Source organism: Allobosea robiniae (assembly GCF_900102525.1).
GTDB classification, from domain to species: domain Bacteria; phylum Pseudomonadota; class Alphaproteobacteria; order Rhizobiales; family Beijerinckiaceae; genus Allobosea; species Allobosea robiniae.
Genome location: NZ_FNBZ01000001.1, coordinates 65581 through 91558 on the forward strand (window position 1 = coordinate 65581; position 25978 = coordinate 91558).

General features: G+C 63.2%; 19 protein-coding genes. 11 read left to right on the forward strand and 8 right to left on the reverse strand.

Going from position 1 to position 25978, the window contains the following annotated elements; all coding sequences use genetic code 11:
- Positions 1-451: 451 nt before the first annotated feature.
- The 6 genes from BLQ70_RS00285 to BLQ70_RS00310 all read right to left on the reverse strand — a co-directional run bounded on the left by BLQ70_RS00285 (position 452) and on the right by BLQ70_RS00310 (position 10714).
- A complete protein-coding gene (locus BLQ70_RS00285) occupies positions 452-1762 on the reverse strand; it encodes an HlyD family type I secretion periplasmic adaptor subunit (RefSeq protein WP_244511849.1) in 1311 nt (436 codons plus the stop codon).
- A gap of 14 nt (positions 1763-1776) precedes the next feature.
- Positions 1777-3528: a type I secretion system permease/ATPase gene (locus tag BLQ70_RS00290; protein WP_091855364.1), complete on the reverse strand. Its 1752-nt coding sequence runs from the start codon at positions 3526-3528 to the stop codon at positions 1777-1779.
- 397 nt (positions 3529-3925) lie between these two features.
- Positions 3926-5767: a right-handed parallel beta-helix repeat-containing protein gene (locus BLQ70_RS00295; RefSeq protein ID WP_170843253.1), complete on the reverse strand. Its 1842-nt coding sequence runs from the start codon at positions 5765-5767 to the stop codon at positions 3926-3928.
- A 486-nt stretch (positions 5768-6253) separates the two neighbouring features.
- Positions 6254-7315 carry an AraC family transcriptional regulator gene (locus BLQ70_RS00300; protein ID WP_061963546.1) on the reverse strand — a complete coding sequence of 354 codons (1062 nt, stop codon included), beginning with the start codon at positions 7313-7315 and terminating at the stop codon, positions 6254-6256.
- Between the two features lie 291 nt (positions 7316-7606).
- Positions 7607-8446 carry a YdcF family protein gene (locus BLQ70_RS00305; protein ID WP_091855366.1) on the reverse strand — a complete coding sequence of 280 codons (840 nt, stop codon included), beginning with the start codon at positions 8444-8446 and terminating at the stop codon, positions 7607-7609.
- A gap of 36 nt (positions 8447-8482) precedes the next feature.
- Entirely contained in the window at positions 8483-10714 is a 2232-nt protein-coding gene (locus BLQ70_RS00310) for a GumC family protein (protein ID WP_091855367.1), read from the reverse strand.
- 156 nt (positions 10715-10870) lie between these two features.
- On the opposite strand from BLQ70_RS00310, the gene BLQ70_RS00315 reads away from it, so the two are divergent.
- From BLQ70_RS00315 to BLQ70_RS00335, 5 genes are all read left to right on the forward strand, one after another.
- A complete protein-coding gene (locus tag BLQ70_RS00315; protein ID WP_061963551.1) occupies positions 10871-11587 on the forward strand; it encodes a nucleotidyltransferase family protein in 717 nt (238 codons plus the stop codon).
- 65 nt (positions 11588-11652) lie between these two features.
- Positions 11653-12828 carry a DegT/DnrJ/EryC1/StrS family aminotransferase gene (locus tag BLQ70_RS00320; RefSeq protein ID WP_091855368.1) on the forward strand — a complete coding sequence of 392 codons (1176 nt, stop codon included), beginning with the start codon at positions 11653-11655 and terminating at the stop codon, positions 12826-12828.
- The gene (locus BLQ70_RS00325) at positions 12821-13531 is read left to right on the forward strand and encodes a sugar transferase (RefSeq protein ID WP_244511850.1); all 711 of its coding nucleotides are present in this window, start codon (positions 12821-12823) and stop codon (positions 13529-13531) included. The genes BLQ70_RS00320 and BLQ70_RS00325 overlap by 8 nt, the downstream gene beginning before the upstream one ends.
- Positions 13532-13572: 41 nt before the next feature.
- A complete protein-coding gene (locus BLQ70_RS00330) occupies positions 13573-14580 on the forward strand; it encodes an SDR family NAD(P)-dependent oxidoreductase (RefSeq protein WP_091855369.1) in 1008 nt (335 codons plus the stop codon).
- A gap of 106 nt (positions 14581-14686) precedes the next feature.
- Positions 14687-15910, forward strand: coding sequence for a polysaccharide biosynthesis/export family protein (locus tag BLQ70_RS00335; RefSeq protein WP_170843254.1), 1224 nt, complete (start codon positions 14687-14689; stop codon positions 15908-15910).
- A gap of 214 nt (positions 15911-16124) precedes the next feature.
- On the opposite strand, the gene BLQ70_RS00340 is transcribed toward BLQ70_RS00335, so the two are convergent.
- Positions 16125-16325 (reverse strand): hypothetical protein, encoded by a 201-nt coding sequence (locus BLQ70_RS00340; RefSeq protein WP_170843255.1) that lies wholly within the window; start codon positions 16323-16325, stop codon positions 16125-16127.
- Positions 16326-16546: 221 nt separating this feature from the next.
- Between BLQ70_RS00340 and BLQ70_RS00345 the strand changes: the two genes are divergently transcribed.
- Genes BLQ70_RS00345 through BLQ70_RS00360 form a run of 4 tightly spaced genes read left to right on the forward strand, consistent with a single transcriptional unit; the run spans position 16547 to position 21137 of the window.
- Entirely contained in the window at positions 16547-16810 is a 264-nt protein-coding gene (locus tag BLQ70_RS00345; protein ID WP_061963559.1) for a hypothetical protein, read from the forward strand.
- Positions 16807-18222: an O-antigen ligase family protein gene (locus BLQ70_RS00350; RefSeq protein ID WP_061963561.1), complete on the forward strand. Its 1416-nt coding sequence runs from the start codon at positions 16807-16809 to the stop codon at positions 18220-18222. The genes BLQ70_RS00345 and BLQ70_RS00350 overlap by 4 nt, the downstream gene beginning before the upstream one ends.
- A 10-nt stretch (positions 18223-18232) precedes the next feature.
- On the forward strand, positions 18233-19783 hold the full coding sequence (locus BLQ70_RS00355) for a lipopolysaccharide biosynthesis protein (protein ID WP_139163456.1): 1551 nt from the start codon (positions 18233-18235) through the stop codon (positions 19781-19783).
- A gap of 13 nt (positions 19784-19796) precedes the next feature.
- Positions 19797-21137 carry a phenylacetate--CoA ligase family protein gene (locus BLQ70_RS00360; protein WP_091855372.1) on the forward strand — a complete coding sequence of 447 codons (1341 nt, stop codon included), beginning with the start codon at positions 19797-19799 and terminating at the stop codon, positions 21135-21137.
- A gap of 243 nt (positions 21138-21380) precedes the next feature.
- Here the strand turns inward: BLQ70_RS00360 and asnB are convergent, their stop codons facing one another.
- Positions 21381-23363 (reverse strand): asparagine synthase (glutamine-hydrolyzing), encoded by a 1983-nt coding sequence (gene asnB, locus BLQ70_RS00365; protein WP_139163457.1) that lies wholly within the window; start codon positions 23361-23363, stop codon positions 21381-21383.
- Between the two features lie 268 nt (positions 23364-23631).
- On the opposite strand from asnB, the gene BLQ70_RS25195 reads away from it, so the two are divergent.
- Positions 23632-24813 carry a glycosyltransferase family 4 protein gene (locus tag BLQ70_RS25195; protein ID WP_170843256.1) on the forward strand — a complete coding sequence of 394 codons (1182 nt, stop codon included), beginning with the start codon at positions 23632-23634 and terminating at the stop codon, positions 24811-24813.
- Positions 24810-25967, forward strand: a complete 1158-nt coding sequence (locus BLQ70_RS00380; RefSeq protein WP_091855375.1) for a glycosyltransferase — start codon at positions 24810-24812, stop codon at positions 25965-25967. The genes BLQ70_RS25195 and BLQ70_RS00380 overlap by 4 nt, the downstream gene beginning before the upstream one ends.
- The last annotated feature ends 11 nt before the right edge of the window (positions 25968-25978 follow it).

Here is a 25978-nt window from a genome sequence, read left to right on the forward strand (position 1 = left end):
TGTTGCCGTTCATCCGACGTGGTTCTGCGGAGATGATTTGGTCTACCTCCTGCTTGAACTCTCCCCAGCGACCGTAATCGCGACCGCAGCCGCTGCACCGTACAAGAGCCGAGTCGATGAGCTCCGTAGGAAGAATGACGGAGATGCTGCCACAATCATCGCACGCGAACTTCGATAGGGTTGTCACACCTAGCATGTGCGTCTCCCAGTATGTCCCGAGGAAATTTCAGCACCCATTGCGACCAAGTCCGTAGTCGAGCCGATCTCAAGAAAAAATTCTTGATCGTTGGCAAGAACACGGATGACCGGTGCGATCGTGAACCGGCCTGCCTTCGACGCCGGGTCGATGGCTGATGTGGGGTCGAGGACCCGGCAGGGGACGTTGGGGCGGAGGCTCCGAAGCAACTCCCCGCCGATCAGAACGGCGCGTTCGCCTCTGAGGGCTCGGCGCCTATCTCTCCCGGAATGCTCGCGCGATCTGGTCCGCAAGCGGCTTGGCGAAATACGAGAAAACCGTCCTCTGCTGCGTGCGCACAAAAACCTCGACGGGCATGCCCGGCCCGACCTTGGCCCCCTGGAGCCGTGCGAGTTCGCCGTCCAGGATGGCGACGCGAAGGGTGTAGAAGTCTTGCCCAGTCCGCTGATCGACGGTGAGATCGGGAGATACGCGGGACACTTCGCCCTCGATCTCAGGCGTGGTCCGCTGGTTGAGGGCCGAGAAGCGCAACCCGGCGCGCTGTCCGGAGTATACCTGCTCGATATCCTGAGGTCGCACCCTCGCCTGCACCGTCAGACGATCAGAGGCGGGCACGATCAGCATCAAGGTTTCGCCCGGAGAGGCGACGCCGCCAATTGTGTGAACCGCCATCTGGTGCACGGTGCCGGATTGGGGAGCCCGGATATCCACGCGCTTGAGCTGGTCCTCCGCTGTGACTTTCCGTTCAACCAGCTCGGAAATCTTGCCACGAAGATCGGCGAGCGTCTTGCCGACTTCGGTGCGAAGATCCTCATCGATCTGAAGGATCTGCAGCTCGGTCTCAGTGATCCTGCCTTTGGCCTGAGCCACTGATGAGACCAGGGTGCCTTTCTCGCCGGTGATACGTGCAGCATCCCGCTCCAGGGCGTTCAATCGGGTGATCGAAACGAGCTTCTTGCTGTGAAGGTCGCGCACGCCCTCGAGCTCCTGCGCGATGAGGCTGGCTTCGCGGTCCTTCGCGACGATCTGCTCCGAAAAGGCCCGGATCTGATCCCGCATCTGGCCGATGCGTTCGAGGTGCTGGGCCTTCAAGCCCGATCGCGCTGCCCCTCGCAGCTCGAAGAGCCTGCGTTCTCCGCTCAGGAGTGCTGCGACATCCGGCGATTTTTCTGCTGCTGTCGACAGCTCGCGGGAAAAGGCGACTTCCGTAGCTCCGTCGCGCTCGGCTTCGAGTCGAGCTTGCTGCGCGAGGGCCTCGTTGAGAGCCTTGCTCACGACGGCGAGGTTGGCCTGCGTCACGGTTTCGTCGAGGCGGATAATGACGTCGCCTGCTTTGACGCGGTCACCGTCCCGGACGCGCAACTCGCTGATGACCCCGCCAGTGGGGTGCTGCACCTTCTTCACTTCCGACTCGACAACGAGCGAACCATGCGCGACCACCGCGCCTGAAAACTCGGTTGTCGCAGCCCATCCGCCCACGCCGATCAGCAGGGTTCCAAGGCTGATTCCGACCGCCAGAACATGGCGCTGGATCGAAAGCCGCGTGGGGTGAGAGACGTCGTCCAATATTCTAAGCTCCATCAGCTTCTGCTCGCTGCGCGATCGAAAATGCCAGCGGATTTCGGCACCGCCTTCAAGCTCGTGGAGAGCACCTCGTCCTTGGGACCGAAGGCCTGGACTCGTCCGTCCGCCATCACGAGGACCTGATCCAACGCTGTCAGGGCGCTCGGCCGGTGGGCGATGACCACCACGACGCCGCCCCTTCGGCGAACTTGGAAGATGGCGTCGGTCAGGGCCTGCTCGCCTTCGGCATCAAGGTTCGAGTTCGGCTCGTCGAGCACAACCAGAAAGGGATTCCCGTAGAGAGCTCGCGCAAGGGCGATGCGTTGCCGCTGCCCCGCCGAAAGAGCCGTTCCGCGCTCGCCGATCTGGGTCTGATAGCCTTCCGGCAGGCGCTGGATAAGCTCATGGACGCCCGACGCCTTGGCGGCTTCAATGATGCGCTCGGCCGTCGCGTCGCTGCGGAAACGTGCGATGTTGGCGGCAACGGTACCTGAAAAGAGTTCGACCTCTTGAGGGAGATAACCGACATGATGCCCCAGCTCCTCCGGCCGCCAATGACGCAGAGAAGAGCCATCCATGCGGACGGTGCCGGTCAGGGGCTGCCAAACGCCAACAAGCATGCGGGCAAGCGAGGACTTCCCGGACGCGCTCTGCCCGATGACGCCGAGCCCCTGCCCCGCCCGAAGCGCGAAGCTGACATTGGACGCCGTCAGGCGCTGCCCGCCGGGCGGAGAGACGGACGCAGCCTCGACGGTGATCAGTTCCGTCGGAGCAGGCAACGCGAGCGCAGGCGCCTGAGACGGCTGGGCTTCGAACATCTCCTTCAGCCGGCCCCACCCTTGGCGCGCCCTGACAAATCCCTTCCAGTTGCCGATGGCAAGATCGACGGGAGCGAGCGCGCGCGAGGTCAGGATCGAGCTCGCGACGATGATGCCAGCCGTCGCTTCCTGCTGAATGACGAGATAGGCGCCGACGCCCAGCACGATCGATTGCAACAGCATGCGCAGCACTCGGGACGTTGAGGCAAAGCCCCCTGCAACTTCGGCGGCGCGCTGATGTTGAAGCCGATGCTCGTCGCTGACCACCTTCCAGAGCGCGCCCATCTCGCCGCCCATGCCCATCGCATGGACGGCCTCGGCGTTGCGCCGCCCGACTTCTGCGATGGAAATCCGGTGGGCGGCAGCCCCGCTCGCCGCCGTCGACGGCTTTTGTGTGAGCCGCTCCGTAAGGACCGTTAGCGCGACCAGAACGATGGTGCCGATGAGCGCCGTAGCGCCAATCCAGAAGTGGAATAGAAAGCACAGGCCCAGATAAAGCGGGATCCAGGGAAGATCGAACAGCGCTCCCGGCCCGCTGCCTGAGAGGAAGCCGCGAACCTGGTCAAGGTCGCGCATCGGCTGCAGGCCCTCGCCAGCATTCTTGGCCTGGAGCGGCCCCGAGAGGATCGCCTGGAAGACCTTTCCATTCAGCCCTTCGTCAAGAGCGCAGCCGATCCGCAACAGAAGGCGACCGCGCAGGATGTCAAAGAGCGCGTAGAACACGTACAGCATGACGATCAGCAGCGTGAGGCCCACGAGCGTCGGAATGCTGCGGCTCGGCAGGACCCGGTCGTAAATCTCCAGCATGTAAAGCGAGCTGGCGAGCGTCAGCAGGTTCAGGGCCCCACTCAGGACCGCGATCGCCACAAATGCTCCGCGCCATTGGGAGATAGCCGCGGTAAGCGGAGACCGCGCGAGCGTCTCTCCTAGACGGATGCCGAAAGCAACCATCTTCTCTCGTCCTGCGTGCGCACGCGTCGCGCCCTGGGCGGAAGGCGAAAGGCTGGCAAGGCGCCTGAAAAGCGCACGTCCGTGTGCCCTCAGCGTGACGGCGCCCTGAACGAGAAAAGTTGAAGCGGTCTGCTGGAGATTGCGGGCCGGGAGGAGATGAAGCAATGGAGCCTCGTCGGTTCAAAGGAAAAGGTGCGCCGCTCAAGACCCGCGACTCCACCGAGAAAGATTCTTGGCGGTGGCACTCCGCACCAGCCATTCAGGCGCTTGGACGCTCCGGCTCGAGGCGGCGCGTCATCCTGGTCGTTTTCGCTATCCCGAGCCTGGAAGCCACGGGAGGCCGTTTTTGACCGGCTCGCGCGGGCGCGAGCCGGAATAATGGTGATGGTCAATCCCGTCAGAGAATGAAGTGATCTCGGCTGAGGTTGATTGCCTGGTTGAGTTCGATCTGGAAGTCGGCGTGGCCGTCCCCATTCACATCGCCCTGGATGATGGTGTGGTGGCCGCTATGGAAGTAGGACACCGAGTTTGCCTCAACCACGCTCGTCTTGCCGGCAAAGTGGAAGACTTGATCTCCCCTGACAGCAGTGTTGGCGTCGATCAGGCTGAGGTCGAGCTTGTCCGCGCCGCGTTGGAACCACTCGATCACGTCCCGGTTGCCGGCTCCCGGAAGGCTCTCTGACGGCGACCGGAAAATGAACGTGTCGGGCCCGGCGCCTCCCGACATCGTATCGGCTCCCAGGCCGCCGATCAGCTTGTCGGCTCCGCTGCCGCCGAGAAGCGTATCGTTTCCTGCACCGCCGTCGATGACGTCCGCACCGGCATTCCCGTGGATCCAGTCATTCCCGCTCGTGCCGACCATCTTGTCGGCCTTGTCGGTTCCGAAAACCTTGGCTGTCTCGACAGGATTGTCCGGCTTGGTTGCAGGATTGTCCGGCTGGGTTACGGGGGTGTCAGGCTTGGTCACCGGATTGTCCGGCTGGGTCGCCGGATTGTCCGGCTGGGTTCCCGTACCAGGATTATCGGGTAAGGGCTTGGAACCCGTCGCCATGCCACTCTCGAAGCTCCCGAGATCCGGAGCCTTCCCGGCATAGGAGAGCCCGACATCCTTGCCCTTGTCGACCAGCGCGCTGCCGGATGAGAGGTGAAGGAAGTCCGTCGTGGGAAGCGAGCCGTCGGCAGCACGCGCGCCACGCGCAGCCGCATCGTTGAGGGAGACGAAGTCGTTGCTCGTCGGGGCGGTATAGTTCCAGGAGTTGTTCGACGCGCTTCCGGCACCTGAGACCGCGACCTTGCCGCTGCCCGCCGAGAGGTTGTTGACGAAGCTGTTGTGGCCAGACCAGTAGGCGTAGTTATACGCCCCGTTATTGTAGGCCGAATTATTCTGGAGAACGCTGTCGAGGGTGGCATCGTTCTGGTCGAAGCCGTTCGACAGATTCCCCCAGGAGACGTTGTTGATCACGGTGTGGCCGCCGGATTCGGCGCCGCCCCCCGGCCGCTGGCCACCGAGCTTGAAGCCGTTGCCATCGCCCTCGGCCTTGCCCGAGGCGTCGTAGCCGTTGTTGAAAGCCCAGTTGCCCTCGATGAGCACACCGGCGCCCTTCGTGCCATCCTGGATATTGAAGAAATCGAAGCCGTCGTCAGAATTGTTCCAGGCGCGGTTGCCGCGCAAGACGTTGCCGGCGCCGCTCGTGCTGATCTGGAAACCGTCAGCGTTGTCGCCGCTCAGGTCGTGATTGTCGTGGGAATCGATATTCTGGAAGAGATTGTTCGAGCCCGGCCCGAAGAGCGAGACGCCCTTGCCTTCCCACTGGGACAGCCGGCCGTTGTCGTGCACGTCGAGCCGCTCGATGATGTTGTTGTGGGACTCGTCACGGATCACGATGCCGCCCATCGGCCCGCCGCGAACCTCCAGCCCGGAAATGTTGTTCCAGGAAATGCTCGACCCATCGAGCACCCAGCCGCCGGCGCCGGAGCGCCCGTAGTACTCGCTCGACGTCATGTGCGAGCCGTCCAGGATCGGCTTCTCGCCGGGGTAGTTCGTGACCGTGATCGGCCGGCCGCTTTCCCCGTCATTCGTGAGCTGGATGCCTTCTTTCAGGCTATAGACGCCACCCCGCAGATAGATGGTGTCCCCCGGCTTTGCCAGATCGTGGGCATATTGCAGGGAGGCAAAAGGCCGGTCGAGAGTGCCGGCCTGGCTATCGGAGCCAGTGGGTGAAACGTAGAAGATAGTCATAGCGCCCTTTCTCAACAGGGGAACATCCGGCGCCACGTCGCTTCGACGTGCCTCCGGCCCCTGATCAGTAAAAAGCTCGCCGTCCCCGCGGATGCAGGGCCAGTGAGCCGCGTTATGGGATTGACTCCCGCTTAAGCGGACGAGGAGGCATCGGGTGATCAACGCTGCCCGACACCGAACATCAGCAAACTCACAAGCCATGCTTGCTGATTGTTGAATGCTTACGAGTCAGGCATGCGCCACGACGTCAAGCATCCCTCGCATGGCGAAATAGCAGCCGCATCGTCGCGACTACGATTCCATTTATTGGGTAGCCATCGGCATGGGTTGCCCTGGATGTTTTCCAGGGAGCGGAGTTATGGCTGCCTCGATCTCCGGCAGCCGAATCAAACATAGGATATGAATGCGCGGCCGTCTTGGCCTGACCCGCCATATCCGTTGAGTTTCAAGCCAAGCACGATTTGGGACAATGCGCCGCATCGCCATTCATCGGCCGGCGCCGCGCTTCAACTCCCGTCGAAACGCCGTCGGCGTCTTGCCTGTCCATCGTTTGAAGGCCCGCACGGAAGCACTCGGCTCGCGGTATCCGAGCAGCCAGGTCACCTGCGAAACCGTCGACGTTCCGTCCCGGAGATATTGCACCGCGAGCTGGTAGCGCAGTTCGTCGAGGACCTCACTGAAGCTGATGCCCAAATCAGCCAGTCGACGCGTCAGGGTGCGGGCGCTCGTACCGAGGTCTCGCGCGATGGCCTCGACCTTTGGCGTCCCATGTCGTAGCCGCGGCATGATCGCATTCTCGACCCTGGTGCGCAGGGAGCCGGCTTCCCCAGCAGAATACGGAAACGCCTTCCGATGCAGCCCTGCCAGGAGCTCCTTCAGAAAGTGATCACCGGTCGTCAGAGGCAGTTCTTTGGTGTCCCGAGCGAAGGCCAGAAGGTCCAGCTCCGCGCCGAAGTCGATCTGAAGGCCAAAGTAGCGCTCCATCTCGGCGACCCGGCCCGGGCGTGAATGAACCATCGACGCCGAGGTCGGCACGAGTTCGCGGCCAGTGAACAAGCGGCATTGTCGCAACGTGGTTGTCAGCCAGAACTCGGCCTGGTGGCGATCGAGGTGCCGCTCAACCCCGACATAGCTAAGCTCAAGGGATACCCCTTCCCCGCTGCCTTCGCGGATCTTCAAGGCCTCGTTCGCGAACACCCCATACAGTTCCTGATAAGCCAGAGCCTCCGCGAGGGTTTCGGCCGAGGCCATGATGTAGTGAACGAAGCCGAGCGCCCGCAGATCAAAGCTCTGCGCGAGGTGAAAGCCGAGGAGATCGTCGCCCAGCTCGTCGGCCGCGATATTGAGGAACGCGATTTGCCGGCGCACGGGGACGCGCTCGTCGGGATTGTCCAAGAGCGAAGGAGATAGCCCGGCCTCGATCATCCGCGGCTCGGGATCGATGCCCTGAGCGGAAAGCTGAGCCGCCGCCAGTCTGGTGAGCACCGCGACGGCGGTCGGCGCCTGCTCACGCCCGCGCTCTGTCGAAGATCCGGGCGACGGAAACATGACTTTCTCGGTACAGGCGAATGACCGACATCTGGTTCTGCGGGTCTCGGTCCCGAGGTCGAGTTAACTAGAATGCCCCAGTGGAGCACTTGACCGGTATCAAGTCGCGTGAGGCTCGGGGATGAAACGTTCGTCAAACAAAATGACGAACTGAGATTCTTGCCGCGTCCGGTTCACGCGGCGCAATTCTCCCTTCGGTCGCGATTTTGCGCCTAATGGGAGGCAGGATCTGGTTCTCCTCCGGATGTTCTCGCGCCGAGCAATGGCTGGCTGTTGATGAGACACGCCTCATCAATTCGCTATCACGAGTTTCGCTTCGCTGGGCTTCGGTTCGGCACCAGGCCCCGGAAACAAAGCGCCGGTTCGACCACTCAGACGATATCCGATCAGACCTAACCATTCCCTCGCGGCGAGATCCAGACGCTCAAGGCCCTGACCGACGACGGTGAACGGCTGCTCAAGATCCCGAGTTCCATTTGTCTGAAAGTCGACGGGATAAGGGATCACGCGGAAACCTACCTGCTCGAAGCTGCCCATCGCCCGCGGCATATGCCAGGCGGACGTCACGAGCAGCCAACGTTCGCCTGGGCTGGGCCGCACGAGATTCCGTGTTTCGCGCGCATTCTCCCAAGTGTTATGGGACCGAGGCTCGATGGTCAGACGGTCCCCGGGCAGCCCGATTGTCTTCAGGTACTCGGTTGCCGTCCACGCTTCCGGCGGCAACCGCGATCCGATCCTGGAATTGCCACCGGAATAGACCAGCCGCGCAGCTGGATAACGCCGCGCGAGATCCATGAAGGCGAAAAGGCGCTCCGCAGCGCCGTTGACCGCGAACTGGCGTCGCGCTGCGGACCTCGTCAGCTCCAGCGCGCCCGACAGCACGATAATGCCGGTAATGGGGCGACCGTCGTCGACGAAAGCAGGGAAACGTTGCTCCAGCGGAAAGATCGCCCAGTTGCCGAGGGGCAGGAGCCCAGCCGCCAGGATCCCGCAAATACCGCCCCCCGCCAGCGCCAGCCCCACGCGTCGCCAAGGGGTCGCCACCATGACGATCAAGCCGAGAAACCCCAGCATCGCGATTGCGTTTGAGGGTGCCAGCAGCTCGCCAATCTGGGACATGACATGAAACATGCGTTCACCAAGGCCGGCACATCACGAAGACCTCATTCATGAGACGTGCAGGCCGGAGCCGCCGGAGCGCTGCGGGCGTTTCCCGAGGAACTCTCCTGTGTCGCCCCGGCGGTAGCCGGCATGAGCCTTCAGGTTCACACGCGTGAGTACAGCGAAGATTTTAGGTCTTGGCCCACCGCTCAGCAGCGCGGGCTTCATCAGCAGTTCGATTGCGTTTGCAGCAACATCGCGGCGGGTGCTGCCCCAACGGACGGCAAAGAGAACGCCATCCACCCTTGCCGCGAGAATGCGGATACCAGCGGATTCAAAAACGCCCGGCGCGGCGATGATCATGTAGTCGTAGCGGTCACGCAGTTTGTCGAGGCTGTTTGCGAGCTGACTGCCGACAAGGGAAGCCGTGTTGGCATCTCCGATCTCATCGAGGGCGAGGCAGTCGAACCCGAGAGCGGAGTCGCGACGGATTTCCAACGAAGCGCGTTGGGCCGAGACGTCGCTATCCAGGTTCGTTTCGCTGCTGAGGCCGGTCAGTTTCACGTCCTGGCTCGGAGCGTCGGCACATATCAGCAGCACCCGTCGTTGAAAGCGGGCAGCGTACGCCGCGATGCCGACCGCCAACGCCGTTTTTCCCTCGCCCGGTCCGCTGGATGTGACTGCCAGGATCTTTCCATCGCCCCGATGCTGAATGACCTCGAGCGCCACCGCAGCGACAGCCTCGATCGCCTGGTCATAGGGCGGAGACGGACATTCGGGCAGCCGCCAGCGGCCATTGTACCGCCCCTCTTCGGGCTCCGGGACCAGGCCGATGCACCCGATTCCCAGGGTGGTCGCGAGCTCACGCTCGCTTCGTAAGCTGCGATCCATGCGCTCCAGAACGGAAGCAGCCCCCCCTCCGAGCGCCGCGAACGCGATCATCGCGGCCGAGATGTAGAGGTAAGGGCTGAGCGAACTCGGGCGCTGCGGTACCGAAGCTTGAGCCAGGATCTGAACTCCCGTCGAGCTCGGATCTTTCAGCTGCTGTTGCTGACGTAGGAGATCCCGGACGACATCGGCAGCCGTCGCAGCACGCCTTTCGAGAGTCTGCCGCTCGCGACGCTGAGCGAGGTCGGCGCCGGATGCAGCCTGCAGCGAAGCAATGCGCTCAGCGAGGGAGTGCTCCTGCAAGCGGAAGACGTCGACATCGTGCTCCAGACGTTGCAGGCGCTGCTCGGAGTCCGCGCCAGACACTGTGGGCTTGGCTGCTATCGTTCCGGAGTTCACATCGGCTTGGCTTTCGGGCGCCGTGATCGGCGCGACGGCGCGCGCGAATTGAGTTCCAACCAGAGGTTCACGCAGAAGCGCATCGATCTTTTCCGGCGGTGCCCCCGAAAGCTGCAGCTTTCGAACCTGCTCGAGTCGCTCCTGCCGGCGCAACAGCTCGGATCTCACCAGCTCCAGCTGACGGGACGTCTCAGCGGTCAGCTCACCCGCTGCTGCGTCCGCGCTTGGCGTTCCGTGCGCCGAGACGTGCGCCCGGAGCGCCTCGTCCGCGGCTTCGAGCTCGGCCTGCGATTGGATCAGGCGATTGTCCAGCCCTGTTCGAAGCGCGTCCGCCTGCTGCTGCATCCTATCCGTCAAGCGATCGACATGCGTCTGTACGACCTGATTGACGATGATCGCTGCTCTTTCGGGGTCGACATCCCTGTAGCTGATCGAGATCACGTTGGAGCGCCGTTCCTGCCGGACAAGAAGGGAGTTCTTCATGGCGTCCAGGCTTGGCAGCCCGTTGGCAGCCTGCAAGGCCTCCGGAGGATTTGGACTCGGAAGAACGACGTTCTTGAGGCCTTTCCCGATTGCGACCAGCGATCCCCGCAGCCGATCCCCCAGCGTCGGGTTCGCCATCTGGGACACGGCACGCGCCGACACCGCCTTGTACTGCGGCAGGTCAGGCAATGCCTTCAGCACGTCGCGCAGGCGGGCGTCCGACATGAGCGTCGCGATGTGCGTGTCCACGACGGTCTCAAGCAGGCCGGCCGCCATCTGAGCCTGGGTGGGCTCAAACATGAACTGCGCGGTGGCCGTATAAGCGGGGGGAACAACGAAGGCAGCGACGCCGGTCAGAAGCGTGCCGGCCAAAACAACCTTCGCGATGAAAAGCCTGCGTCGACGAACGAGATTGATGATCTCGTGGAACATCTGCTCTGGCGGCAGGGACGGCTGCGTGTCGGCCCCGAGGGCTGCGCGACTGGACAACCTCCCGATCGGGATGAACTCGCCTGGGTTCTGACTCATGCTGATCGACTCTGCTTTCGTTCATCGAACTGGCGTCGCAAAGCGGGCTAGCTGTCGAGCGAATGCTATTGCGGCGCAGTCAGCTGCAAGTTGACCGAAATCAAGACGAGTTGTGGCAGCGCGCCTAGCCTTCATGCTCCATTGAAGGAGGCTGGCATGAAGGCAGTCATTCAAGCAGGCGGCAAGGGCACGCGCTTGATGCCCTACACATCCGTTCTTCCGAAGCCGCTCATGCCGATAGGGGCGCGGCCAGTTCTCGAGCTCCTGCTTCGATGGCTTCGCCGCAACAACATCGAGGACGTCTACATCACGACGGGCTACCTCGGTCACCTGATCCGCAGCTTCTGTGGCGACGGTCAGCAGTGGGGCCTCAAGATCACCTACTCACAAGAGGTCGAGCCGCTGGGCACCGTTGGGTCGCTGACGCTGCTGCGGGAGCATCTGGACGGCACCTTTCTGATGTTGAACGGTGACGTGCTGACCGACCTCAACCTTCCAGCCTTCGGGTTGGCGCACCGCAAGCATGGCGGCCCGCTGACGATCGCCACGACGGTCCGATCCACCCGTATGGATTTCGGTATCATCGAAGATCTGGAAAACCGCATCACGAGTTTCACGGAGAAGCCCACGCTGTCCAACAGCGTGAGCATGGGCGTCTATTGCATGGAGCCCGATGTCATCAAGTACATCCCCGCGGGCATCCCCTTCGGCCTCGATGACCTGGCGCTTTGCTTGCTCGAGAAAGACGTTCCCATCCACGTCTTCAAGCATCAGGGGCTTTGGCTCGACATCGGACGCGTCGAGGACTTCCACAACGCGCAGGACATCAAGTGGGAAGAGCGGGCGCCTTCGCTGCTCGCAGTGGCCAGCTAACGCCACAACTCCGCACGACGCCCGAAACACTCGTCAGGAAAGCAGCGTACATGAAAGCAGAGCCCATGCTTCTCGTCTCGGAGCCCATCCTCGGATCGCAAGAAAAGGCCGCTCTCGCCGATGTCATCGACAGCGGCTGGATCACAATGGGCGAGCGGGTGAGCAGTTTCGAGCACGCTTTCGCCGAGGCGCACGCAGCCGACGATGCTGTTTCGGTGAGTTCCTGCACAGCCGGGCTGCATCTCATCCTGCATGCTCTTGGGATCGGCCCGGGCGACGAGGTTCTCGTGCCGGCCCTCACCTTCGTGGCGACGGCGAATTGCGTGCTCTATGTCGGCGGCACGCCGATCTTCGTGGACATCGAGTCTTCGGCGCAGCCGCTGATGTCCCTCCAGGACGCCGCCGCCAAATGCACGCCCCGGACGAAAGCCGTCATCCTCGTTCATTTCGCAGGATACATGGTCGATCCCGAGCCATGGCAGGCCTTCGCGCGTGAGCGGGGCCTGATGCTGATCGAGGACGCCGCTCATGCCTCCGGGCTCCCGGGCGCCGGTGCAATCGGCGACGCCGCGGCGTTCAGCTTCTACGGAAACAAGAACATGACGACGGCGGAAGGCGGGGTGGTCCTCGCCCGCGATGCCTCCCTGCTCGACACCATCCGGCGTGCGCGAGGGCATGGGCTGACGAGCGGCACCTTCCAGCGGCGCTCCAGCCGGACGCCGATCTACGATGTGACGATGCTCGGCTTCAACTATCGGCTCGACGAGTTGAGGGCCGCCATCGGCCTCGTCCAGCTCGGCCACCTTAAAGAGTGGAATGCGAAACGGAAGATCCTGGCGGAGTCCTATCGGCGGCGCATTGGTGAGAATTGCCCCAGCGTCGCCATCCCTTTCGAAGCGCGGCGACCTTCCGTCCATCACATCATGCCGGTGGTGCTGCCGGCTTCTTCCGACCGTCAGGACGTGATCGATCACTTACGTGCGAAGGGCATCCAGACCACGATCCACTATCCGGCAATCCATCGTCTTTCCTTCTATCGCGGCCTCTATCCAGACGTAAATCTTCCCCGGACCGAGGCCTTCACCGATCATGAGCTTACGCTGCCGTTGCACCCGCGCATGGGGCTCGATGATGTCGAAAGAGTTACATCGGCACTTGCGGACGCGCTTGGCGAGCGCGTTCCGCCGGCTGCGTTCGTAATGCGAGACAAAAGCAAGCACGCCAACCTCGCAAGTGGCTGAGGAGTTCTTTCACATGAACGGACAAGGCTTCTTGGGACTGCCGGTCGCCGAAACGGCGCAAACATGGCTCAGGCGAGCCGCCGATATTCTACTAGCCGGCGCTGCGTTGTTTTTGCTGGCGCCGCTCATGCTGCTCATAACGATCGCCATATGGCTGGAATCCGGGCAGCCAACGCTGTTCTGTCAAACTCGACTTGGACAGGGCGGCCGGCGTTTTCGTATGTACAAGTTCAGGAAGTTCCATGCAGACGCCGGCCAGGCAGGCTGCCCGTTGACGCTCGAGCAGGACCCCCGGATGACCCAGGTCGGGCGCCTGCTTATGAAGACGAAGCTCGACGAGTTGCCGCAGTTCTGGAACGTGATCAAGGGCGACATGGCGATCGTCGGACCACGGCCGGAGAGCCTTGCTTTCGCGGATTGCTTCCATAACGGCTGGGAAGAGTTGCTCAGATACAAGCCCGGCCTCGTCGGCCCGTGCCAGATCATATTCCGGAACGAGGCCGCCGCCTTCCCGAAAGGTGCCGACGTCAACGAGTTCTATCGCACCGTCGTGTTTCCGCTGAAGGCGCGCATCGACCTCGACTACTTCCGCAGCAGAAGCCTGGCATCGGATGTCGTGATCATGATCAGGAGCTTCCTGGCGATCTGCGGCTGGGCCTCGGTCGCGAGCGCAGGCCTCAGGCAAGTCGAACGCCGCGCCTGAGCCGGTGCGAACCTAGAATGTCCAGTCCAGGAGGTCATGCCATGTCCTATGATGGTGCAAAGGTGCTTGTGACGGGCGCCGACGGCTTCATCGGCTCGCATCTCACCGAGGCGCTCGTGAATTGCGGCGCCAGGGTCACGGCTTTAACCCTCTACAACTCCTTCGACAGCCATGGCTGGCTGGACGAAATCCCGGAGGCGACCAAAGGCCGGCTCGATCTCGTCCGCGGCGATGTCCGCGACGCGGCCTTCATCTCGCGCGTCGTGCCGGGTCAAGACATCATCTTCCACCTCGCAGCGCTGATCGCCATCCCGCACTCCTACGCCGCCGCGCAGACTTATGTCGAAACGAACATCCTCGGAACCCTGAACATCCTCGAAGCTGCCCGCCAGAGTGGGACGGAGCGGATCGTCCATACCTCGACAAGCGAGGTGTATGGAACGGCGTTGAAGATGCCGATCTCGGAAGAGCACCCGTTGCAGGGCCAATCTCCCTATTCGGCATCCAAGATCGGTGCCGACATGATGTCGGAAGCTTTTGCCCGGTCATTCGGTTTGCCTGTCGTGACGCTGCGTCCTTTCAATACATTTGGTCCACGGCAGAGCGAGCGGGCGATCATTCCGACGCTCATCCGACAGGCTCTGGATCCGAACTGCGCCGCCATACGGGTCGGCGACACGACGCCGGTGCGCGACCTCACCTTCGTGGAAGACACCGTAGCTGCCTTTTTGATGGCGGGATCATCCCCGGATCTGGAGTTCGGCCGAGCCTACAATGCTGGAAGCCAGCACGGCGTGACAGTGGCCAACCTGATCGACCTGGTGCTCGAACTCTCCGGCACTTCCAAACCGGTGGTCCAAGAGGGCGTCCGGATGCGACCTGCCAACTCGGAAGTGCGTGCGCTTCTGGCCGACTGCAGCCGCTTCGCGGCGGTTACGGGCTGGCAGCCACGGACCGGCCTGCGCGAGGGCATCGGGCGTACCACCGAATGGTGGCGGACCCGTCTCGCGATGGGCCGGGTGCGCTCGCAGAGCAATTTCATGACCTGATCTCACCGCCCTGCCTGGACCGCCGCGCGGCGCCGGCTCCAGAACCGATACGAGGCTCTCGATGGGACATCCATCTGCGCGCAAGGGCTGGGCAGCGACACTGCTCATGGCCGGCATAGCTTTGCTCTGGACGCATGGAGCTTGCCGCGCTGAATATCTGCTCTCTCCCGGCGACGTGGTGGAAATCGCCGTCGCGCCAATGCCGGAGCTGCGGCAGCGTATGCCGGTGCAGCCCGACGGAACCATCATCATCCCAATGCTAGGGGCAGTGATGGCGGCAGGATCGGCCCCGCAGGTGCTGCAGGACCGGGTCGAGACAGCCTTCGCAGCGAAAATCCTCCGCCAGCGAATGCCCGACGGGCGCGAGCGGATCGTGTTGCTTCAGCCTGGCGATGTCACCACGGCAGTCGTCGAGTACCGGCCCATCTATGTGAGCGGCGACGTGCTCAACCCGGGGCAGTACGCCTACCGGCCACAGATGACGGCGCGCCATGCCATTGCTCTCTCAGGCGGCCCGAGCACAGTACGGGGCCGTCCCGGGCAGTCAGGCGTCGAGATCGCGGAGGCGGAGCGCGAATACCGAACTGCGACAAGCGCGCTTGCCAAGGAGCATGTTGTCTCCTGGCGGCTTGCCGCGGAACTCGATGGATCCGAAACGATCAAGGAACAGCCCCTCGGGTACCTGTCCATATCGGCCGCTTCGCTTGCCGACTTTCTGCGCGTCGAGACCCGTTACCTGCAGGTTCGCCTCAAGGAAACCAAGAGCGAGCGGGCCTATCTGGAGAGTATGGTGCGACAGGCCGGCGAGCAGATCGAGACTCTCACCACGCAAGTGCAGGGGGAGCAGAGCGGCCTCCAAGCCGACATGGCAGAGCTTGATCGCGTGAACAAACTCTTCGGCACCGGCAGCTTGCCGAGCCCGCGCGTCACGGATAGTCGCCGGGCCGTCCTGCTGTCGTCGACCCGGCGCCTTCAGACGATTGCGAACCTGACCCAGGTCAAGCAACAGCGGGATGAACTGCTTTGGCGCCTGGACAAGGTCGACACCCAAAGGCGCATCGACGTGCTACGCGAAAGCAGGGAATCGCAGCTGCGTATGACCGAGCTGAGAGCGCGGCTCGATGGCGCGACAGAGAAGCTGCGTGTGCTTGGGCAGATGGTCGTCCTCGAAACGGGCGCCAACGTCGCGCGGCTGGGCGTCACGATCATCCGTAAAGCTCGAACGAACTGGGATCGCATTCCCGCGTCCGAGGACACCGAGCTGATGCCGGGCGACACCGTCGAAGTCGTGTTCCGGCGTGAGGATGCTTCGACGGCAGCGGTGCAGTGAACCCGCTCCGGAGACCTTTTCTTCACGCGAACCGGTGTCCGCTGCGCTCGAAAATGCTCTCGCGATGACATGGCTTCGGTCGCACTGATCCACCGGTGCGACAAAGCAAAGCCGGCGTCAGTCGCTGTGAACCGCCTCCGGGAAACCCGGCGCGGTTCAGATCTCCTCTCAGAGCATGCTTGGCTGCCGGCCGCACGCACATGGGCGCCTGCCTTTACTGGATCGGGCGCTCCCTGGTGCGAGCCTCGTTCGCTATGTCAAGCATTGCCTCAAGCTGGGCGAGCGTCGCTGGCGAGAAGATCAAATTCATGATCTGGCCGCCGGACATCTCAAGGCTGATCATCGTTTCGCCTCGAGGGGTGGCCGTTATCGCGACCGCCTGGACATCGACGACATCAAGGTCGATCTCCGGCAACAAGATCTGCTTCTGCCCCATTAGTCCCCTACCGTCGTGGGGGCCCCACTGCGTCAGAGATGCGCTTTCCGATCTCGTGCTTTTCGGCCGTGCCGTCGGCTTCGAGTTGTGCTTCCCGACTTCCGGACACTATTGGCAGAACCTTTCAGCGAATTGATCCTCATCAAGACTGCGAAGCCCGGCCGACGTAGGGTTTCGATCGCAGCGAGAGGAGGCCGGCGATGAAAGCTGTCATCCAAGCAGGTGCCCGGCGCAAGCGGCTGATGCCCATCAGCGCCAAGCCTGTGCTGGAGTTCCTGCTGCGCTGGCTACGACGATACAACGTCGACGCCATGAACCGGGAAGCGGGCAAGAGCGCGCGCGTCTTTGTGGCCCGCCACCATGACTTGGCGGCTCACCTCGGCTACCTGCCCGTCGCCGTGGACATGCCCCGCCGCCGTGCATCGCGCGGAACCAGCGGGCCGCCTCGGGAGGTTACGCGGTGACGGCCCGAACGGCGCGGCAATCGCTCGTGCATGTCGCGTCCTGGGTCGGCGGTGCCGGTCTCCTGTCGCTCGTTGCCCTCGCGCTCCTGATCTTGAGGAACCCATCCGTCCCCGTAATGCTCATCGGCTTGGCCGTCGTGGCGACGATCGGCCTGCTGCTGCTGCGAAACCCGCTTGCCGCGCTCCTGCTCGCCGCGTTCGTGCTCCTGCTGCCGCCAGGGGACCTTCGGGTGGAGGGGATCTACATGCTCGCCAGCAACGGCACGGTCGTCGCAGCTCTTGGGATCTGGCTCGTCCGGGCGCTGAGCGGGAACGAGACGGTCAAATGGAACCCCACTTGCCTTCTCCTCGCGCTGTACATCGCATGGGGGCTCGTGACGCTGCTCTGGGCGCCGGATCTCGTCGAAGGTCGCCGCAAGCTGATCGCCTGGACGTTCAGCTTTATCCTGCTGTTTTTGATCTGCAACGAGGTGAGATCGCTGCCGGCAGTAGACCGCTTCATGCGGATGCTGAGCTTGATGGGCTGGCTCATGATTCTTTGCGGGATTTATACGGCCCTGTTCACCGATTTCGTGTTTGGAACCAGACTGAAAAGTTTCAACATGAATGAGAATACCTTGGGCGTCATGCTGATCATGGCACTTCCCGGGGTCATCTGGCCGGTGATGCGAAGTGACGGGCCTCGCCGGAGGTCCATGCTCATCCTGGCAATAACCTACATGCTTTGCGCCGTGGCGTTGATCGCACTCAGCGGATCGCGAGGAGGCGCGATTTCGGTCGGCCTCCTGTTGCTGATGCTGCTGTTCTTCAGACCCGCGCGGAAATGGGCCGTCGGCGGCGTCGCGCTCATTCTTTGTCTGTTCCTCTTCGCCCCGTTCCTCTTCGACACCCTCATTCAAAGGGCTGTCGAAGGAGATGGCGGCGAGCTCGGCGGACGGTCTGTCTTGTGGGAAGCAAGCCTTCTGTTCATGCGCGACCATCTGCTGACGGGAGCCGGCATCGGCAACGGCCCCTTCAGGCTGCACCCCTACATCGCGTCGCTGACCAGCGAGGTCAACCACCGCACGGATCTGCCCAGCCACCAGCCGTTTCTCGAGGTCGGTGTGGACACGGGTCTGGTCGGGCTGATCATCTACGTCTGCATGATCGGATCCGCGATACGGAGTTTCGTGCGCTCCCGCTCCTGCTGGTTGCTCTCTCCTTCCTGTCCGGACGGATACTACTTGACCGTGATCGGAGCCACGGCGGCGTACGGGTCCACATGGCTCAAGGCGGGAGGGTTGGAAAACCACGCCAGCCTCATCGTGATACTCGCCCTGCTCCTGATCCCGTCCTTAGTGCAGGAGGCCGACGATCGAAGCGCACAGGAGGGCGGCCCCTGGCTGTCGAAGCGTCGCCATGACCGCGGCTAGCGAGGGGGCGATGAACGCGCACGCAGCCGCCCCGCCGCGTGACGAGGCCAGCGGGCGGTTCGTCGTCAACGTCGGCAGCAGCCTCGTTTACGTCGTGCTGAACACCGGCATCATGTTCTGGTACATCCCTTTCCTGCTGAAGCATCTCGGGGTTGCGGCCTACGGGATGGTTCCCCTGTCGTCCTCCTTGGTCATGTTCGCGATGATCGTATGCGAGGGGGTGAACGGTGCGATCTACCGCAACCTGGCGATCGATCTGAACCGGGGAAATCTGCCCGCCGCGCAAAGGACGTTCAACAGTGCCGTGATGCTGACGATCGCGGTCAGTTGCTTCCTGCTGGTTCCGATGGCCCCGGCGGTTTGGCTCTTTCCCCAACTCTTCGAGGTGCCGCCGGGCCTCGAGGGCGCGGCGCGGTTCCTGCTCGCGGGCTCCTTCTTCACCGCCCTGACATTCCTTGTCGGAAGCCCTTTCGACGCATCGAGCCTGATCACTCACCGGTTCGACGTCCGCAACGCCATTCGGTCCGCGGTTGCCTTGAGCAGGGTCGGGATCGTGGCCCTGTGCTTCCTTGTCTGGCCGGCGAGCCTCCTGCACGTCGGCCTCGGCCTGATCGCCTCCGCCCTCCTCGGCCTGGGCAGTTGCGTGATCGCGTGGCGACGGCTGACCCCGCAGTTGCGCCTGCATCGCGCAGATGTGGACCCCCACCACTTCCGGCCGCTGTTGAATTTCGGCGCCTGGTCGGCGGTGAACACGGCCGGAATGCTGCTGCTCATGCAGGTCGACCTCCTCATCGTGAACGCATTGTTCGGTTCAACCATGACCGGTCGTTACGGCGCATTGCTTGCTTTCGCGGTGCTCATGCACACGCTGGCCGAGGTGGTCATACCGATTTTCAGCCCGATGATCATGGCCCGCTACGCCATCGGCGATGTCACGGGTGTGCGCAGACTGCTGGAATCCGCCGTCGGCTTTCTCGCCTTCGGGCTGGCCCTGCCGGTCGGGCTCCTCTGCGGGCTCGGCCGCCCACTCCTGTCGCTGTGGCTCGGGCCCGATTTCGCCGAGTTCGACATGCTCCTGGCAGTCCTCGTGGCTCATCTGGCGGTGAATCTGGCGGGCCGGCCGATCGGTTACCTCCTCACCGCGCACAACAAGGTGAAGCAGCAGGGTTTGGTGACGCTGGTGCTCGGCGTCGTGAACATTGGGCTGGCAGTCGCGCTCGCCCTCTGGGCCAATTGGGGCGTGCTCGGCATCGCGGCGGCGGCCGCGATCGTTTGGACCTTGAAGAACACGCTCATCCTTCCGGTATACGCCGCACGCGTGCTCGGCTTGGACTGGTGGGCGTTCCTGCCCCGGCTCGCGGGTGGAGCTGCGGCGGTGCTCGGGATAGCGCTGGCTGGCAGGGCACTTGCCGCCGAATGGCCACCGCTCGATTGGATCAGTCTCGCGGCGATGGCCGGTGCGATATCGGCACTATACTTGATCATACTCATAGGTTTCATCATCCGCCCCGACGATCGCAAGCTGATCTCGCGGCTCATACTTCGGAGGGCACATGATTAACTGGCGCCGCCCCATGCTGAAGTTCTACGACGAGCGCGTCATGAACCGCCCGATCCCGCGATGCCGCACCTTGATCTCGGACTTTTATGCCCTGCCCCGCGAAGCGCGGCGAAACCTGCGGGATCAGCGTCTGACGCAACTGCTCAGGCACGCAGCGCGACACGTGCCGCACTACCGAAAGCTGCTGGCCGATCGAGAGATCGCGCGTGGTGACGTCATTGATCTCGTCAGCTTCGGGAAGGTGCCACCGCTAACGAGGAGCTTCCTGCAGAACTCCCCTGAGAGTTTGAAGAGCGACGACTTGAGCTCGAGACATTCGTACAAGAACAGTTCCGGGGGAAGTTCGGGAGAGCCCGTCGCCGTGATCCAGGACCAGGATTACAACGCGATGGGTATCGCCATGACCGAGACGTATCACGGCTGGGTCGGAAGGGACGCCGGCGAGTCTCTGGTCAAGCTTTGGGGGTCCGATCGGGACGTGGTGTCCGGTACTCTGGGGTGGCGCAACAAGCTCAGCGGCTTCGTTCGCAATCAGAAATGGGCGAACTCGTTCAAGATGAGCGAGACGGCGATGTTGCGCTATCTGGATTGGATTCGGCAATACCGTCCCGTTCTCATCGAGGCCTACGCGGACAGCGCCTTCGAACTTGCTCGCTTCGCAAATGCCCGCGAGACCAGGGTCTCCGGCGTGAGACACGTCATTACCAGCGCGGGCACGCTGCACCCGTTCATGAGGAAGGAGATTTCGCGCGCGTTCGGCTGTCCGACGCTGAACAGATACGGATGTCGCGAAGTTGGCGACATTGCCGGTGAGCGGACAGAGAACGGTGGCCTGGAGGTGTTTGACTACTGCAACCTCGTCGAGGTCGTGAAGCCTGACGGTCAGCCCTGCCAGGAAGGGGAAGAGGGCGAGATCCTCGTCACCAATCTCACGAATTTCGCGATGCCGCTCATCAGGTACAGACTCGGGGATCGCGCCGTGGTCGGCAAATTCTCCGACGGTCCCTTGCCGTTCGTCGAACGATTGCAGACGGTGTCGGGACGCCAGACGGACGCGTTTATCTTGAGGGATGGAACGGCCGTATCGGGAATCTTCTTCGTTTATTTTCTCACAGTCTTTCACGAGGCCGGTTGGCTTCTCAAGACGCAGATCGTCCAGCGCGACTACGACGACGTCGTCGTCAAGATGGTCGTGAAGACGGCTCCGGCGCAATCCGCTTTGGACGAGATCGTCACCTCGCTTCGGATTTTGCTGGGCCAGTCGTGCAACATCAGTTTCGAGACGCTGCAGGAAATTCCCCCTCTGAAATCCGGAAAGCACAGCTACGTCGTTTCACTCGTAAAGCGACCATAGAAGGTGATCGCCCGGACAACCCAGATCATGCAGATCTGTATCTGGAGCCATTGAAAAAGGCTGCCTTCGCGCGGTTCTCTTGATCCTGGTCGCGATTGGGGATCGGCCAGCTGGACACCGGCAAGACCCCACCGCGGCCAGCGACATCGTGTTTCACTCGCCCGGCAGCGCACTGGGCAGGCGGACTCATGGAACAGCGGTCGGTTTTTGAGATGTCACAGCACAGGTGACGCCCTGACGCACTTACGCGAGAGCGCCCTGTAAAGGAGACTGCGCTCGGGAGTGCTGAACCGGACCTGCCGCATAATGGCGGCACCAGGCTTCCAGCATCAGCAGGCGCCACAGCAGCAGGCCGAAATCCCGGCTCCGCCCCGAGCTGTGTAGATCAAGGATCCGCTCCACCCCATTCAGGTTCCAGAACCCCCGCTCTCTGCTGTCGCGGTCGAGAAGCCTTTCCCTGACCATGGCGCGGCCGGCCGGCTCGCGAAACCAATCGCCCAGAGGAACCCCGAAGCCTCGCTTCGGGCTTTGGCCAGTAACCTCCGGGAGAAATCGAGCGGCCAGAGCCCTTAGAGGCAGTTTCCCCTGGGCGTGATCCAGCAGGCATGCACGGGGCAGGCGCGCGGCCCACTCGACGATGCGGACATCGAGCAGCGGCGACCGAACTTCGATCGAATGGGCCATCGACGCCCGATCGACCTTCACCAGCACATCGTCGGGGAGATAGAGGCTATAGTCGAGCTTCTGCTGGCGCGCCGTCAGCGGAGCGCCGCGGCTCATCCGCCATCTCTCCCATACCGCGCTGCTGGCGTTCCGCAGAAACGGCCGCAGATCCGGGTGAATGCAATCGTCCATCACCGGATCATCAGGCAGCTCGTCGAAAACCGCCGCCGCTCCCCAATCCGGCAAGCTGAGCTTGGAAAGCTGGTAGCGGGCGAGCGACGCCTGCGGCAAAAGCCGGCTCGCCGCACCCAGCGCGAGGCCGAAACGGCCGGCTGCCCGGATCAAACCTTCCCGGCGGGCGCTCTCGACATAGCGGCGATAGCCGCCGAACGCCTCGTCGCCGCCGTCTCCGGAGAGAAACACCGTCGCATGGCTCGCCGCCGCCTCGCAGAGCGTGAAGCTCGGCAAGGCGGACGGGTCGCCGAAGGGTTCGTCGAAGAGCCAGGCCAGCCGGTCGATATCGCTGAGCCCGCCGGCGCGTTGCGGGATCACGCGGTGCTCAAGCCCGGCATGGGCCGCGGTTGTGCGAGCGAGCGCACTTTCGTCCCATTGCTCTTCCGCGAAGCCGACGGTCAGCGCGAGCGGGGCTTGTCCCGTCTTCGCCGCCATGGCTGCGACCAGGCCGCTATCGATTCCGCCCGACAGGAAAACACCGACGGGAACGTCGCTCCGGAGCCGAATGCGGACCGCGTCGAAGAGCAAACTCTCGAGTTCATCCAGTTCGGCGGGAGTGGCGCTTCGCCGAGCGGGATCGTCGTTGAGAGTCAGGTCCCAATATGGCGCCGGCGACGCCGCATGGGGCCGGTCGAGCGAGCCTGCGAGGACATGGCCCGGCGGCAGCTTCCGGTATCCCTCGAAAATGCAGGTTTCGCCCGGCAGGTAGCCGAGCGCCAGGTACTGCGCCACCGCGGAACGGTCGATCTCCCGGGGGGCGTCAGGACAAGCCAGCAAGCCCTTCAGTTCCGAGGCGAACCGCAGGTGACCTTCCTGATCCCAGTAGTAGAGGGGTTTTACGCCCAGCCGGTCACGGGCAAGCATGAAGCTCCGCCGCTTCGTGTCGACGAAGGCCAGTGCGAACATGCCGTTCAGAAGCGGCAACGCGCCCGCCCCGAGGCGCATGAGCAGCCGCAGCAGCACCTCCGTGTCGGATCCGCTCTGGAACGCCTCGCCTGCACGTTCGAGCTCGCGGCGCAGCTCGAGATAGTTGTAGATTTCGCCGTTGAACGCCAGCCAGCAGCTCCCGTCAGGGCTTCGCATCGGCTGATGCCCAAGGGGGCTGAGATCCAGGATGCTGAGGCGGCGGAAGCCGAGGCTCCAGCCGTCTCCCCCCTCGATTCCAAGATCGTCAGGACCGCGATGTTGCAGGGGCACAGTCATTGCGGCGGTCAGCTCGGGGCCTGCCGCTTGTGCCGGTCCGAACCAGCCGCAAATGCCGCACATCGTTTCTGTTTCGCCTTGCTCGCCTGCACGCCGCCGGGATGGAAGCGCATCGACGCCAGCCATGGACCTGAGCCGGTCAAGCCTGTCTGGCGTCAACCGAGTAGGCGCTATCGGCAGCAAACTGAATATGACGCGCGTCAACTCGGCTCGGAGGTCATTCGTTTATCAACTGACCCGCGCAGATAGCCGCCTCGCAATCACGGAGCCGAGTGTTCCGATGCAGAGGACAGCGGGAGCGTATGAAGATGCAGGCTTCGGCCAGAGGGCGACTTCCCGCATGGCGCCGGGGGAAGCGGGCCCGGGTCCGGGACGTGGTCGGGAGACGTGCTCGATGCAACCTTCGCTCAAGGGGCAGAGTCTGCGGTGGTGCTTTTTCTCGCCTGGCCGCCGTTCGATCGACGTGCTTGGTGGCGATTCACGGACCTCTGGCGGGGCCGAGGCCCAGGTGGCCCATCTCGCAGCTGCGATGGCAGAGCTCGGCCATAAGGTGAGCTTGATCTACGGCGACGGAAGCCAACGTTGTCCGCCAACGGAACTTGCCTCCGTCACCTGCATCGACGCCGCGCCGCGATGGCTGAAACCTTCGAGCATCGCAGCGTTCTGGCGCGCCCTGAAGGACGCTTCGCCAGATGTGATCTATGCGCGGCTGCCAAGCGATTTTCTGGCGCTGCAAGGGCTGCTTGGCCGTTTCGACGGGCGAGCGCGCTTCATTTACGCGCTCGCTCACGACGACCACTGCCGACCTTGGCAGGCCTATTCCTACAGGCGTTGGCTGCACGCTCCGCTTTACGCCCTAGGCCTTCACAGTGCTGAGGCGATCCTGGCGCAGCATGAGGGGCAGCGAGCTCGACTTGCCCACGGTTTGCAGGGCCGGACGATTTGCGTGCCGAATCTGGTGCGGTCCTTCGCCTCTGTCCCGAGAGATTTCGAGGGCACGTCGATCGACGCCATCTGGGTCGCTCAGATCCGCCCGGAGAAACGTCTCGAGAGATTCCTCGACCTCGCGGCATCGGCGCCGGATCTCTCATGCAGCGTCGTCGGCGGGTTCGATCCGACGTTGCCCGCAGCCTCCCGTGTCGAGCTCGAGCAACGGATTCAGTCGTTGAGCAACGTCACCTATTGGGGGCCGCAGCCGGCGGATGTCGTGATGTCGCTGCTCGCTCGCAGCAAGGTCCTCGTGAACACCTCGAGCGGAGAAGGCTTTCCGAATTCGATGCTGGAGGCGTGGAGTCTGGGAGTGCCAGTCGTTTCGCTTGCAGTGGATCCTGGCGGCATCATTGAGCAGCAAGATATCGGCCTTCTCAGCGGAGGCGATGTCGAACTGCGCAACGACGTGCGGTTGCTGACGCGGCGCGGGTCGCTGAATGATCGGATCGGCGTCCGCGCATTGGCCTATGTAAGGGGCCGGCACAGCCTCGAAGCTGTCTGCGCCGCTCTCTCGCCGGCGATCTTCGGGTCTCCCGTCACAGCCGGCGCCCATCGCGCTGAACATTCCAGAGAAGCCCTGTCATGATGCTGGGAAGCCTTCTCAGCGCGGCAGGCCGTCCCGGCACCGCTGCTGACGCACGCCCCGGTGCCCCGAGGGCGGTCGCAGTCCTTATCGGGCAGCTTTCGCAAGGCGGCAGCGAAAGGCAGCTCTACATGTTCCTGGCCCACTGCGACCGCACGCGCTGGACGCCTACCGTCTACGTCTCCGGACAACTGGGTTTCTGGGAAGCTCCCATCCGGGCCCTGGGCATTCCCGTCGTACTGCTGGCCGGGGGTCGAATAGCCAAAATGGCGCAATTGCGCGCCGCCTGCGTGGCGCAGGGCGCGACATGCTTTTTCTCCTGGTCTTCGTACACCAACGCCTTCGGTCTGGCCCTCGCTGGGACCGGCATTCAGCGTGTCGGATCCTTCCGCAATGCGCTATTCGCCGATCTGCCCACGCGTCTCCGATCGGTCTGGGCTTGGGCCAGCCTCGCTGGCGTCTCCACCGCCATCTGCAATTCGCGCGACACCTTCGAGCAGCTTTCGAGCCGCGGAACTTCGAAACCCAAAGCAGCTTACGTGCCGAACGGGGTCGAGACCCCAAGCCCGAGCGAGGTTGCTGCGTTGCGCGCGCAATGGCGGGGCCGGCTTGGCCTTCAAGAGGACACCGTCCTCATCGTGGGGGTCGGTCGGCTCGTGAGCCAGAAGCGTTTCGACCGCTTTCTCGACATCATCGGCAAAGTCAAAACGGATGGTCCGGTGCAGGCTGTCATCGCCGGCGAGAACCTCGGCTGCCGTGGCGATCTCGAACGCCAGATCGAAGCTCTGGGCCTTCAGAACATCGTACGCCTCGTCGGCGCGGTGCCGGATGCCCGCGAACTGATCTGCGCCGCCGACATCTTTCTTCTCACGTCCGATTACGAGGGCACGCCGAATGTCGTCCTAGAGGCGATGGCAGCCGGAAAGCCCTGCGTGGCGACCCGCGTCAATGGAGTCGGCGAGTTGATCGAGGATGGCGCAACCGGGTTCACAGCGACGCAGGATACGACGGAGCTGGCGCAGCACGTTTCCCGTCTCGTTGCCGATCCGGAGCTGCGCCGACGCGTGGGTCAGGCAGCCTGCGCAGCCGTCGAGGAGGCGCGAAGTCCAGTCGAAATCGCACGCGAGCTTTGGTCATTCTGTGAGCAACCCACCTGAGACCTTGAAGC